The organism is Thalassotalea sp. 273M-4 (assembly GCF_041410465.1).
Lineage (GTDB): Bacteria > Pseudomonadota > Gammaproteobacteria > Enterobacterales > Alteromonadaceae > Thalassotalea_A > Thalassotalea_A aquiviva.
Map to the genome: position 1 here is coordinate 388,277 of NZ_CP166961.1, position 12,697 is coordinate 400,973.

Genomic DNA, 12,697 nt, shown 5'->3' on the forward strand with positions numbered 1-12,697 from the left:
GCATTTCTCTGGAAATGGCGGTTATTGGCTAATGCATTGAATCTAAACAATAAAAAGCCCGTGACCTGCAAAGCTCACGGGCTTTGTAGTTTAAGGGATTGAAAAAGTAGGATCACAGAGGAAGGGTAGCGAAATGAGAGTATTGAAATTTGGTGGTTCATCACTTGCAAATGCAGACAGGTTTTTAACGGTTGCCGAAATCATTGAAAATAAAAGCCAGCAATCGCCAATTGCGGTGGTCGTTTCGGCTCCGCAGGGGATCACTAATCATTTGGTGGCGTTAACGGAAAATCTATTAGAAGGCGCAGAGCTAGAGCAGGGCATTGCTCATCTTGTTCACGCTATAACCAATATATTTGACGGTCTGTCATCATCTCAACGTTACTTTAATCGACAACATGCAGAACAAGCACTTGCAAGATGGGAGCATCAATTAAGCCGCTGGTTAACGGGCGCGGCTATGTTAAACCATTGCCCAAACCATATTCGTGCTTGTGTGATCAGTCTAGGCGAACGTTTAAGCGTGGCTATTTTGGAGTCGCTACTGCAACGAGAACAGCAACAGTTAACTCTGCTTGAACCCGAAGCCTTTTTAAAAACCAATGAATCCTCGTTAAATGCGGTTGCCGATTTGGTTTTATGTCGTCAATTGTACGTTGAAAAATATAGTCAAAATGAACGCATTTGTTTGATGCCTGGCTTTATTGGCTCTGCGCCATCAGGCCAACTTACAACATTAGGACGAAATGGTTCTGATTATTCGGCGGCGGTATTGTCAGTTTGTGCCAATGCTGAGTGCTGTGAAATTTGGACCGATGTCGATGGCGTGTTTAACGCCGATCCTAGGTTAATTAAAGACGCCAAGCTGTTGGATCACTTGTCATACCAAGAAGCGATGGAGCTATCGTATTTTGGCGCCAAAGTGTTGCATCCTAAGACCATTGGACCTATTGCCCAACATCATATCCCCTGTTTAATTAAAAACACCACCAACCCCGACGCTAAAGGTACTTTAATTTCCAATGAAGATAAGGGGTTAAAACAAGTTAAAGCGATTTCTAACCTTGATGAATTAACCATGATTAATGTATCAGGGCCAGGCATGAAAGGCATGGTTGGGATGGCAAGTCGAGTCTTTGCTTGTATGAGCCGTGAAAACATTTCTTTGGTGATGATTTCACAATCTTCATCAGAATATTGTATCAGTTTTTGTGTCTACTCCAGTGAAGCGTATCGGGCTCAACAAAGTTTGCAAGCTGAGTTTGAGCTGGAGTTATTAAACCAGCTACTCGAACCTATTGAATTACAATCACATTTATCTATCGTGTCACTCGTTGGTGATGGTATGCACCAACAACGAGGGGTTGCGGGTAAACTCTTTAGCTCATTAGCTCAGGCCCGAGTGAATGTGGTGGCCATTGCTCAAGATTCTTCTGAGCGCAGTATTTCGGTGGTTATAGAACAACGAAAATGTACCGATGCGTTAAAAGTATGCCATCAAAACTTCTTTTCTCATCGTCAAACCATTGATGCCTTTTTGGTTGGTTGTGGCGTGGTCGGTAGTGAGTTGATTGCTCAAATTGGCCGTCAGCAACAGTATTTAAACCAACAAGGCATTGAATTAAAACTGTATGGTATCGCCAACAGTAAAGGAATGGCTTTTGAACCCAATGGAATTGATTTACAGCATTGGCAAGAGGCGCTAAAAAGTGACCTTAAAGCGGTGAGTTTAGAAAACATTAAAGCTTTTGTACGCAGCCAGCATTTAATCAATCCGGTGCTCGTTGATTGTACTTCCAGTGAAGAGTTGGCTATGACTTATGCCGACTTTTTAGCCGAGGGCTTTCATGTCGTTACCCCCAATAAAAAAGCCAATACCGACTCGTGGGCCTATTATTTGAAGCTTCGCGAAGCGGCCCGTTCCACCAACCGGTTATTCTTATATGAAACTAACGTGGGTGCGGGTTTACCGGTTATTGATACCATGCAAAATTTATTTAAGGCCGGTGATAGCCTGAATCAATTTGAAGGTGTTTTATCTGGCTCTTTATCGTATATTTTTGGCAAACTTGATGAAGGCATTAGCTTATCTGAAGCCACGAACATCGCTAAAAGCCATGGTTTTACCGAACCCGACCCGCGCGATGATTTAAGTGGGATGGACGTTGCGCGTAAACTTCTTATCATGGCCAGAGAAGCTGGCATGGTTTTGGAGTTGCAAAATATCAAAGTTGAATCGGTATTACCGCAAGATTTTGATGCCAGTGGCAGTGTCGATGATTTTTTACATAACCTCAAACAGCTCGATCAAGAGTTTAAAGAAAGGGTCGAAAATGCTGCAAAAGATGGGAAAGTGCTGCGTTACGTAGGTTCTATTTGCCAAGGAGAGTGTCGGGTATCCATTGAAGCGGTTGACGCTTCTCACCCTTTATATGGCATTAAAGATGGTGAAAATGCTTTAGCCATACAAAGTCAATATTATCAACCTATTCCCCTAGTATTACGCGGTTATGGCGCGGGCGCTGAAGTTACCGCCGCCGGCGTCTTTGGTGACTTACTAAGAACTCAAGCGTGGAAGCAGGAGTTATAATGACCTTAAAAGTTTTTGCTCCAGCCTCAATCGGTAATGTCAGTGTTGGTTTTGACGTCCTTGGTATGGCCGTTCAACCCATTTCAGGCGAATTGTTAGGGGATGTGGTGAGCATTAAGAAATCACATACGGGGCAGAATGAACTGTCAGTGCGAGGCGAGTTTGCTGACAAATTGCCACAAAATTCAGAGCAAAACATTGTCTGGCAATGTATGCTCAGTTTTAACCAAAAGCTGGTCTTAGCGGGTAAAACAGTTGAAGCTGTGAGTTTAGAATTAGACAAAAAAATGCCCGTTGGTAGTGGTTTAGGTTCGAGTGCTTGTTCCGTGGTGGCGGCGTTAGTGGCCTTAAATGAATATTATCAGAAGGTTTTTACTAAACCCCAACTATTGCACTTGATGGGGCAAATGGAAGCTAAAATTAGCGGTAGTTTACATTATGATAATGTTGCCCCATGTTATTTGGGGGGCATGCAAATGATGGTCAGTGATAAGGACATTATTTCACAATCGATCCCCCCACTAAAAAATACCTACTGGCTAATGGCATATCCTGGTATAAAAATGTCGACGAAAGAAGCCCGCGATGTGTTACCAAGCCACTATAGTCGCTCTGATCTTATAAAGTTCGGTCAATCACTGGCCAGTTTTATTGATGCTTGTCATCGTGGAAATAATGCCCAAGCATTATCTTATATTGAAGACGTGGTCGCTGAGCCGTATCGGGCAACATTATTGCCTAAGTTCAGTCAAACTAAACACTATTTACTCCAACATGGAGCCAAAGCGGCAGGGATTTCAGGATCAGGACCAACGTTGTTTGCTGTTTGTGACGACCTTAGTATTGCACAAACCCTCTGTCAGTACTTAGAAGCGGAATACTTACAATCAGAACAAGGATTTTTACACACCTGTCAAATAGATATGCAAGGTGCCAGAGTTATTGAGGAATAAACATAATGAAGTTTTTTAATTTAAAACACCCTGAACAAGAAGTCTCATATGCTCAAGCTGTGCGCCAAGGCTTGGGGAAAAATCAAGGCTTATTTTTTCCACAACACATCCCAGATTTTTCAGATGAAATCGACCAATTACTGGCTTTACCTATGGTTGAGCGCAGTGCCCGTTTATTGTATCCGTTTGTTGAAGAAGATATCAGTAAAGCCGATTTTAGCGACATCATTACCAAAGCTTTTAATTTTTCGGCGCTTATTCAGCCCATTGACAGCCAAAATGCGGTGTTGGAGTTGTTCCATGGACCCACCTTAGCATTTAAAGACTTTGGTGCTCGTTTTATGGCTCAGTGTTTGCAAAAATTTACCCAATCAAAGCAACAACCTATCACGATTTTAACCGCTACATCGGGTGATACTGGGGCTGCGGTTGCTCATGCTTTTCATGGTCTTGAAAATATTCGGGTGGTGATTTTGTACCCCAAAGGCAAAATCAGTTTGTTGCAAGAAAAAATGTTTACCACTTTGGGTGGTAATATTGACACTCTGGCCGTTGATGGAACTTTTGATGACTGTCAATCGTTAGTAAAAGCAAGTTTTGACGATACCGAGTTAGCGCAAGCCATCGGTTTAAATTCCGCCAACTCGATTAATATTTCGCGTTTGTTAGCACAAATCTGTTACTACTTTGAGGCAGTTGCTCAAGTCTATCGCCAACGTGGCCATTTAGATAATCTGGTATTTTCCGTACCCAGTGGTAATTTTGGTAACTTGACTGCGGGTTTATTGGCAAAAGCGATGGGGCTACCAATAAAGCGCTTTATCGCCGCTACCAATTTAAACGATACCGTGCCAAGGTATCTAACCACCGGCCAGTGGCAGCCGAAAGAGACCATCGCTACCATTTCTAACGCGATGGATGTGTCTAAACCCAATAACTGGCCTCGGGTAGAGCATTTATTGCGTTCAGGTCTAGTCCCTGCCGACTGCTTGGTTGCGGGCATGATCGATGAAGAGCAAACGCAAATTGCGATGCACAGGCTCAATGGCAAAGGCTACATCAGTGAGCCACATGCCTGTGTGGCATATAAAGCATTGCAATATAGCCTTGAGCCAGAAGAATTTGGTATATTCTTAGGTACCGCCCACCCGGCTAAGTTTAAAGAAACCGTTGAAAGTATCCTTGGTTGTCCGTTAGGGCTACCCAAAGAGCTCGCAGATTGTGCTGCAGAGCGCTCCTTGTCACAAGATATAGGCACTGAGTTTTCAACATTAAGGGCATATTTGCTGGCCTAACCTAGGAAACATCGATGAACTGGCAACAGTTATTAGACGCTGAACAACAACAAAATTACTTTATCGCAATGCAAGCGCACATCAAGGCACAAAGAGCGCAAGGAGTTGCTGTTTATCCACCATCGGAAGAGGTGTTTAGGGCGTTTGAATTAACCCCATTTGATGAGGTTAAAATCGTGATCCTTGGTCAAGATCCATATCATGGTGCAGGGCAGGCTCATGGTTTGGCTTTTTCGGTCAAAGAAGGGGTTAAACCCCCTCCTTCTTTGGTTAACATATACAAAGAGTTAGCTAACGAGTATGCGGAATTTACGATACCAGAGCATGGCAACCTAAGTTATTGGGCAGAGCAAGGGGTTTTATTGTTAAATACCGTCCTCACCGTTGAGCAGGGTAAAGCACATTCGCATGCAAAATTAGGCTGGGAAACCTATACCGATAAAGTGATCGAACGACTAAATACGCTCAAACAAGGGGTGGTCTTTATGCTTTGGGGATCGCATGCACAAAAGAAAGGGCGGCATATTGATGCCAATAAACACACCATATTAAATTCGGTGCATCCGTCACCTTTGTCTGCTTATCGCGGTTTTTTTGGTTGCCAGCATTTCTCTTTAGCCAATGAAGCACTTGTTAAGCAAAATCAGCAACCAATTGATTGGCAATTACCGCCAGGGCAATTGCCATTATTGTAGATTTTTATTGCTCAAAATAGATGATCATTTCGGCTGCTACGCAGTGGCAGTCATTTCCACATAAGGTGCATTCATAACCTTCTTTGCTGTCTTGATGCCATTTATCGGGATGATCCTTTACCAACACCCCACCGCATTTACTAAAGTAGCCTACGGCACTATTGCCTGGACTTTGGCGCCATAGATGGCTTACCCCAGATTTCGCACCTTGCTGTTTTAAACTCGCAATGGAAAGGCGAAGTAACTCAGAACCAATACCAAGGCCGCGGTAGTTTGCCGCCACCGTATTGCATTTAAAATATGCGGTGTCAGCGATAGCTGTGTGCCAGAGCTCTGGGCTGTACCATTTATCGACGGCCCAATTTTCAGGGGCAAAAGAAATCCTAAAGGCAATTAACTGGTCACCATCTAAGGCAACATAGTTCGCATTAATCTGATTTTTGATCCCTTTCTGGTACCAGTCCTTGATATTAGTGTGATTTAAATAACCGTCACCATGAACCTGATTACCAAGTGCAATAATGGCATCAAAGTGATTTTGGGTCATTGGATGATAGGAAATATTATCTTTTTTCAACATAGATTCTTATTTTTGACTGGGATTTTGTCGTCTATTTTGCCATGATTAAGCCATATTGAAAGCAGAAAATAATGAAAATAAAGCATGTACGATCCTCTTCATGATCGCCATCCAGGTGAAAACAACCCATACCCCAACAGCTACTGGAGTGAACATTCGGGAGAAGCCCCTTTAGATGATGGTCAATTAACTCAAGATATTGATGCCGATGTCGTGATTATTGGCGCTGGCTATACTGGTTTATCATGTGCCTTACACTTAGCACGAGCATATGGCATTAAAGCTATCGTTTTAGAGGCAAACCAAACAGCATGGGGGTGTAGCGGTCGCAATGCTGGCTTTATCTTGAAATCGACTGGACGTAAACCATGGTCAGATATGGCCAAAGAGTGGGGCGAAGAAGTCATGCGAGGGATTTATCAAGAGGTTTGTGACGGGGTTGAAACGGTTAAAAGTTTGATCGATGAAGGGATTGATTGCGATCCACAAACGCCTGGTTATATTCGTGTTGCTCATAAAGCTTCGATGTTTCCAGATCTCGTTGAACAAGCTAAATTGTTGCGAAAACGCTTTAACTATCAGGTTGATATTTTATCTAGAGAAGATATCCATCAGCAATTTATGGCCGATCAAAATGCCTATGGTGCGATTCGGTTTCACGACGGTATTGGCATTAACCCACTAAAACTGGCTTGGGGCTATCAGCGTCTTGCAAGAGCTGAAGGGGTTCGTATTCACCCAGGAACTCCTGTGTTGCATTGGACTGAGTCCGACAACAAGCAGGTTTTGGTCACCCCAAAAGCCAGAGTTAAAGCCAGCAAAGTTGTATTGGCAACCAATGGCTATACCCCAAAAGGATTGCACTTAAGTGTGGCCAATAGAACATTGCCCGTATTATCGCAAATTATTGTTACCGAGCCATTAAGTGAAGAACAAATCCAACAATGTAACTTCTTAACCTCGAATGTGGTGATGGACACTCGAGCGTTAAAATACTACTACCGTAAATTGCCAGATAATCGTATTTTATTTGGTGGTCGCGGTGCCATAACCGGAAAGTCAGCCGAAGATCCTTATTATGCCAACAGATTATTAAAGGTGTTGAAGCAAAGTTTTCCGGCGTTGGCAAATTTAACCTATCAACACGCTTGGTCTGGTTGGATTTGCATGTCTTTGGACGATATACCTCATATTAATAGCGCGGAAAATAATTCCAATGTAGTTTATGCTATGGGATACTGCGGTAACGGAGTGTCGTTTTCTGTCCAAGCTGGTAAGCGTTTAGCCGATAAAATTGCAGGAAAAGCGTTACCTAATATACCGCTTTATCAAAAAAACTTGCCTAAATTTCCATTACCGGCGTTAAGACGAGTAGGTCAATGGGGCTATTTTCACTATGGTTTGATCAAAGACAAATTCTTTTAACTTATTGAAAAAACTCTTGATAAACTTGTTGATTGGTTATCAACCATTGGTTAAAGTTTGACCCATTTTAAAGCGTTAAGACCAAAGCTCGTGAAAGCCAAGATAATAATAAAGTCAAAAAGGTGCTAAAACTTATGCAAGATTCTGAATTAAAATGCGTGACCATCATTTATTATGATGTCGACTCATTAGAACTAAAACATCAGGTTATGGATTTACCCGTTTCTCAACATGGTCGAGTTATTATTCCTGATGAATTTAAAAAGAAAGCCTCGATTGTGGCGGTCTGTGAAGGCAAGGTGAACGTGTTAAATAAAATCGGTGAACGCGTATTGTCAATGTCGCAAATTGCTTAAGCATATGCACCATTTTACACGACTTTGTTGATCAAGCTTTGGTTGTTAAAGCCGACGATGTTTTCGGCGACTGCTTGGATAAGGCGTTGCTGTGATTGTTGGCTGGCCCAAGCAATATGCGCAGTGACATATAAATTTTTCAACTTGGCGTTGAGTAAAATATTGTCCAGTTCAGGCGGTTCGGTTTCTAAAACATCTAACGCAGCTGCCTTTAAGTGTTTAGATTTTAAAGCAATATATAAATCTTCAGAATTAACCAAGCCACCGCGAGCAGTGTTGATAAATACGGCGCCACGTTTCATCATCGAAAACGTGTGTTGATTGAACATATGATGGTTTTCAGCGGTTAATGGGCAATGCACACTAATCACATCGGCTTGAGATATCGCTTGTTCAAAGCTTACCCTTGACTCTCTAATTGTGGTGCTACCTTGGCGCTCTGCAATCAATACCTGCATACCAAATGCTTGGGCAATCTTGGTTACCGCTTTACCTAGGGTGCCATAACCGATAATGGCCAACTTTTTTTCTGCGATCTCTTCAATAGGATCCGAAAAATGACAAAAAATGGGACTGTTTTGCCATAAACCATCACGACTATCTTGGATGTAGCGACTGGTTTTTTGCATGATTTCCAACAACATCGCAAATACATATTGGCTCACACTGCGGGTTGAATAATGGTTTACATTATACACCGAAATACCCAATTCTTTGGCCGCTTGCAAGTCGACATTATTGGTACCGGTGGCAGTTATGCATATCAGTTTAAGTTTTGGTAAAGCAAGTAAGGTCGCCCGGTCTAATTCTACCTTATTGGTGATGATCACATCTGAAAACCGAGCGCGAGATACCAGCTTTTCCTTACTGGTTTGTGAAAAATAGCTTAGATTGCTTAACACCTGCTCTAATGGACGTAAGCTAATGCTTGAATCGATTGTGCTTTTATCCAAAAATACGCCGCGCATAATACACCGATATCACCAAGGTTGACTAAACCAATCATTCTAGAGTAATGGCGCTTATAATGAAATACAATAAGCGGACTAATTTTAGGGCGAAACGTTATATGAGTTGCCCGACTTATATCTTGACTACAAGTCTATCCTAACCCCCAAAACAATATCTGTGCCATCAACTTTCGAATTATCTCTTAGGGTTGTATCGTTAAACTTAACCTCAACAAATAAATGACCAATGTCATCGATAAAGTGATATTCAGCGCCTAAAAATTGATAATAAAGCTGGTAATCATTTGACTTTCTTTTTGGGTCTAAGTGATTTAAACCACCATAAAAGCTATAAAGCTCATGCGTGTACCATAAGACAAACTCAGTACCGTTAGCGTGAAAAAAATTACCCTCATTGTCGGTTTCATGGTTTTCACTGCTCGACCAAACAAGGGATCCGTAAAATCCTTGGCCTCGATATTCACCATAGCGGATTGCTAAACCGGTGATCGAATCTTCGGTGTCTTGGCCGAGCGTTGGTTCGAATAAGTCTTCAAGGTCAATTTCGGTTTCGTTATAACCGGCCGAAAAGCTAAAATCGCCAACATTATAGGTTGTTGACAAGCCAAAGCCATTACCGACGGTCGCCACTTTTAATCCGTTAAGGGTTTCATCCGCGGAAGTTAAAATAACAGGTTCATCTTGAGCCTGAAATTGTAAACCAAAATCAAAATCACCATAACTTTTACGCCAAATCATCGCTTGTTCTGCTCTTCCTGTACCCGATATACCACCATCTGTATTGGCATTAAAAGAGCCGGCCGCATTACCACCAAAGAAGTTGAGGACATCGGTTCCCCATGTTACATCGTAAAATACCCCCCATTGTTTACCAAGGGTAAAAGTCCCCCAGTCGTCATGCTGTAGCGTGACAAAGCCATGACGTGAAGCAAAGTTATCATCGGCACTACCCGATGGGCCATTATTATCACCACCTTGATTAAAAGTGATATTTTCATTTTGCTCGAAATTAGTCGCCCATTCGGCGGTAATCCCCACTTCCCAACCTTGCTGTATTTTTCTCATAACAGAAAACCCAACTCGAGAGCCGCTGTCGGTAAATTCATCGGTATCCTCACTGCCAACATAACTTATGGTTAGGTAACCTCTTAAGTCAACCGTGGTTTTATCATCTTTATAAATCTCACGAGCACTTGTTGGTATACAGATAAGTGCGCTAAACAAGGGCAGTAAGACAATTTTATAATGCATGATGAATTTCCTGAAATCTTGAGTCTATGGTTGGTTAAAGTATATGCAAAAAACAGTTTTTTTCTGAAAAACGAGTCATTAAGGCTTCCTCTTAGCCGTGCTGTCTTTTTGTTCGTGTGTAATCGGTTGGTTACAAACTCATGAGGTAAAGGTTTAATTGATGTCAAAAAAGCTCTCCTTATAACCTAGCGTTACAAGATATAATTGGTTAGTATAACGGCACTTCAGTTTTACTCATGATTAGATTAAGCCATGTTAAACCTTATCGATATTCAACCACAGCAAGATGAAATTTATCTCGACAGTAACGCGACAACACCGGTACTGCCACAGGCTGCCCAAGCCGCTATTCATACGATGAACTTGTGTTATGGCAATCCAAGTTCTAGTCACATGACTGGGATCAAAGCTAAGTATATTCTTGAGTCGACTCGTACCTTAGCAAGACAAGCTATTGGTGCTGATAGTGGTGAGATTATATTTACCTCTGGTGCAACAGAAGGTATTCAAACATCCATTATTTCTGCTTTAAACGCTTCTAGGGCACGGGCTACCAAGCTTGAAAAGCCAACGTTATTGTATGGTGCGACAGAACATAAAGCGGTACCTGAAACGTTAAAACATTGGAATGAAATGCTGAATATTGGCGCTCAAGTTTTGCCTATTCCGGTCGATGAAAATGGCATTTTAGATCTCGACTTTATTGCCAAAGAGGCGAAAAATGCCCTAATGATTTGTACCATGGCGGCCAATAATGAAACTGGAGTTTGGCAAGACTTAAACCAACTCGAAAAAGTCATCCGAGCGCATAATAAGGATGTGCTGTGGATGGTTGATAGCGTTCAAGCCCTTGGTAAAATTGGCCTTAACCTCGCTCAAACCAGTATCGATTACGCGCCTTTTAGTGGCCATAAATTGTATGCCCCCAAAGGTATCGGCATGCTCTACGTGCGAAAAAACACCCCTTATACGCCATTTATTGCCGGCGGGGGGCAAGAAAGTGGCTTACGTTCGGGTACCGAAAACTTACCCGGAATAGCCTCGTTAAATGCAATCTTTCGGTTATTGAACGATCCAGCTGATGATACTTTTAAATCACATCAAGTCCTGTGTGACTATCGTCATCAGCTTGCAGACACCTTAGAGCAGGCATTTCCCGATATTGTTTTTAACCATAACTTTGACTACTCATTACCAACCACATTAAATTTTTCGGTTAAAGGTTTATCGAGTAAAGATATTATGGACTTATTTGATGCCGCCAAGATTCGAGTAAGCTCTGGTTCCGCCTGTAGCTCAAAAGTGTCGGGTAGCTTTGTTTTAGATGCTATGGGCAAAGAGAAATGGCAAAGTGAAGGCGCGATTCGCCTGTCTTTTGGTCCAGCAACGACCCAACTGGAAATCGATCGGGCTTGTGATGCAATAACTAAAGCGGTTACGGCTTTAAGAAATAGTTGTTTGTTATTATCGAAAAAAGTTGAAAAAGTGAGTTCGAAAACCGAAGGCTTACAGCAATGGGTTTATGATCAACACTGCACTTGGTGCTACATAGACAAACAGCATAAACAAGTTTTACTTATTGACCCTGTTGCCGAACTTGTTGATAAATTTAAAACTTTAGTGCAATGCCAGAATTATGATGTGGTTGCGGTGTTATCAACACATCAGCATGAAAACGAAGATAACTGCACTCAAATGCTCAGAACATTGGTAGGTGATGCGATTAAAAATCAACCAACGGATACATTAGGTTGGCAACAAAACGCTACTTTGCAAGTTGAATTACAACATTCTCAACAAGTACCTGCAATTGTGATTGGCAATAAAGTTTTGGCCAAGTTAGCCTTGCCTGGACATACAAAAGATAGCGTCGCTTACTTATTAGGGGAGGCCAAAGACAACAAGTTGTTAGCGGATGATATCAACTACGTGTTTATTGGTGATACTTTACAAATTGGTGGTATTGGACGAAGTGATTTGCCATCGGGTTGCTCTGCAAGTTTATTTCAATCGTTGCTGCGCCTAAATCAAGTCATTAATGATGATACTTTGATTTGTCCAGCCCATGATTATCAACAGCTTTTCACCACGACATTAGGTTTAGAAAAGCAAAATACCCCGTTGTTAGCCCAAGTTTTAGGCGGTCAGATTGAAGTAAATCGTTTTGTTGAGCAAAAAGCCTTATTAGATAGCAAACTTACCCGTGCCAATGTATTGTCTTTTTGTGGCAATATCAATATCGATAGCAACCCTTCACAAGACATCAATCCAGCTGAATTAAAATCGTTCTTAGAACAAAACCCCGATGTACAAATTTTCGATGTTCGGGAAAGTCACGAACACGAAGCGCATCATCAACAGTTTCTAGTCGATCACCCAGTGGTCAACGTACCATTATCTCAAATCACTCAGTTTGTGCAGTCTCATGGTGCCAACAAACTGGCATACCGTTATTTGTGTATTTGCCGCAGCGGTAGTCGCAGTGATGTAGCCGCTAAAACGTTAAAACGAATGGGGTTTGCCAAGGTCTACCATGTCCCTGGTGGTTATGCATTATTATCACATTAGCCAGCTAAATGGG

Annotated in this window: 10 protein-coding genes; 7 read left to right on the forward strand and 3 right to left on the reverse strand. The window is 42.0% G+C overall.

The features are described from left to right. Positions 1 to 133 precede the first annotated feature (133 nt). The 4 genes from thrA to ung are packed head-to-tail and all read left to right on the forward strand — an operon-like array spanning position 134 to position 5,533. A complete protein-coding gene (gene thrA, locus ACAY00_RS01685; RefSeq protein WP_371376367.1) occupies positions 134 to 2,590 on the forward strand; it encodes a bifunctional aspartate kinase/homoserine dehydrogenase I in 2,457 nt (818 codons plus the stop codon). Continuing rightward, positions 2,590 to 3,543, forward strand: coding sequence for a homoserine kinase (thrB, locus tag ACAY00_RS01690; protein WP_371376370.1), 954 nt, complete (start codon positions 2,590 to 2,592; stop codon positions 3,541 to 3,543). Before thrA ends, thrB begins: the two co-directional genes overlap by 1 nt. A gap of 5 nt (positions 3,544 to 3,548) precedes the next feature. Further along, positions 3,549 to 4,838: a threonine synthase gene (thrC, locus tag ACAY00_RS01695; RefSeq protein WP_371376374.1), complete on the forward strand. Its 1,290-nt coding sequence runs from the start codon at positions 3,549 to 3,551 to the stop codon at positions 4,836 to 4,838. Positions 4,839 to 4,852: 14 nt separating this feature from the next. Continuing rightward, entirely contained in the window at positions 4,853 to 5,533 is a 681-nt protein-coding gene (gene ung, locus ACAY00_RS01700) for a uracil-DNA glycosylase (protein ID WP_371376377.1), read from the forward strand. A 4-nt stretch (positions 5,534 to 5,537) separates the two neighbouring features. On the opposite strand, the gene ACAY00_RS01705 is transcribed toward ung, so the two are convergent. Continuing rightward, positions 5,538 to 6,113, reverse strand: a complete 576-nt coding sequence (locus ACAY00_RS01705) for a GNAT family N-acetyltransferase (protein ID WP_371376380.1) — start codon at positions 6,111 to 6,113, stop codon at positions 5,538 to 5,540. 84 nt (positions 6,114 to 6,197) lie between these two features. Here ACAY00_RS01705 and ACAY00_RS01710 point away from each other — a divergent pair, with 84 nt between their 5' ends. Together ACAY00_RS01710 and ACAY00_RS01715 are read left to right on the forward strand one after the other, a co-directional pair. Next, complete coding sequence (locus ACAY00_RS01710) at positions 6,198 to 7,538, forward strand: NAD(P)/FAD-dependent oxidoreductase (RefSeq protein WP_371376382.1); 1,341 nt, start codon at positions 6,198 to 6,200, stop codon at positions 7,536 to 7,538. Positions 7,539 to 7,672: 134 nt separating this feature from the next. Next, the gene (locus ACAY00_RS01715) at positions 7,673 to 7,894 is read left to right on the forward strand and encodes a TIGR02922 family protein (RefSeq protein ID WP_371376385.1); all 222 of its coding nucleotides are present in this window, start codon (positions 7,673 to 7,675) and stop codon (positions 7,892 to 7,894) included. Between the two features lie 14 nt (positions 7,895 to 7,908). Here ACAY00_RS01715 and ACAY00_RS01720 read toward each other — a convergent pair whose 3' ends face one another. Together ACAY00_RS01720 and ACAY00_RS01725 are read right to left on the reverse strand one after the other, a co-directional pair. Then, complete coding sequence (locus ACAY00_RS01720; RefSeq protein WP_371376388.1) at positions 7,909 to 8,847, reverse strand: D-2-hydroxyacid dehydrogenase; 939 nt, start codon at positions 8,845 to 8,847, stop codon at positions 7,909 to 7,911. A 141-nt stretch (positions 8,848 to 8,988) separates the two neighbouring features. Continuing rightward, positions 8,989 to 10,116: a porin gene (locus tag ACAY00_RS01725; RefSeq protein WP_371376391.1), complete on the reverse strand. Its 1,128-nt coding sequence runs from the start codon at positions 10,114 to 10,116 to the stop codon at positions 8,989 to 8,991. A 252-nt stretch (positions 10,117 to 10,368) separates the two neighbouring features. Here ACAY00_RS01725 and ACAY00_RS01730 point away from each other — a divergent pair, with 252 nt between their 5' ends. Beyond that, positions 10,369 to 12,684, forward strand: coding sequence for an aminotransferase class V-fold PLP-dependent enzyme (locus ACAY00_RS01730; RefSeq protein WP_371376394.1), 2,316 nt, complete (start codon positions 10,369 to 10,371; stop codon positions 12,682 to 12,684). Positions 12,685 to 12,697: the final 13 nt, after the last annotated feature.

Coding starts and splice junctions, on each gene's coding strand:
- thrA (WP_371376367.1), top strand. CDS start 134: ATGAGAGTATTGAAATTTGGTGGTTCATCACTTGCAAATGCAGACAGG.
- thrB (WP_371376370.1), top strand. CDS start 2,590: ATGACCTTAAAAGTTTTTGCTCCAGCCTCAATCGGTAATGTCAGTGTT.
- thrC (WP_371376374.1), top strand. CDS start 3,549: ATGAAGTTTTTTAATTTAAAACACCCTGAACAAGAAGTCTCATATGCT.
- ung (WP_371376377.1), top strand. CDS start 4,853: ATGAACTGGCAACAGTTATTAGACGCTGAACAACAACAAAATTACTTT.
- ACAY00_RS01705 (WP_371376380.1), bottom strand. CDS start 6,113: ATGTTGAAAAAAGATAATATTTCCTATCATCCAATGACCCAAAATCAC.
- ACAY00_RS01710 (WP_371376382.1), top strand. CDS start 6,198: ATGTACGATCCTCTTCATGATCGCCATCCAGGTGAAAACAACCCATAC.
- ACAY00_RS01715 (WP_371376385.1), top strand. CDS start 7,673: ATGCAAGATTCTGAATTAAAATGCGTGACCATCATTTATTATGATGTC.
- ACAY00_RS01725 (WP_371376391.1), bottom strand. CDS start 10,116: ATGCATTATAAAATTGTCTTACTGCCCTTGTTTAGCGCACTTATCTGT.
- ACAY00_RS01730 (WP_371376394.1), top strand. CDS start 10,369: ATGTTAAACCTTATCGATATTCAACCACAGCAAGATGAAATTTATCTC.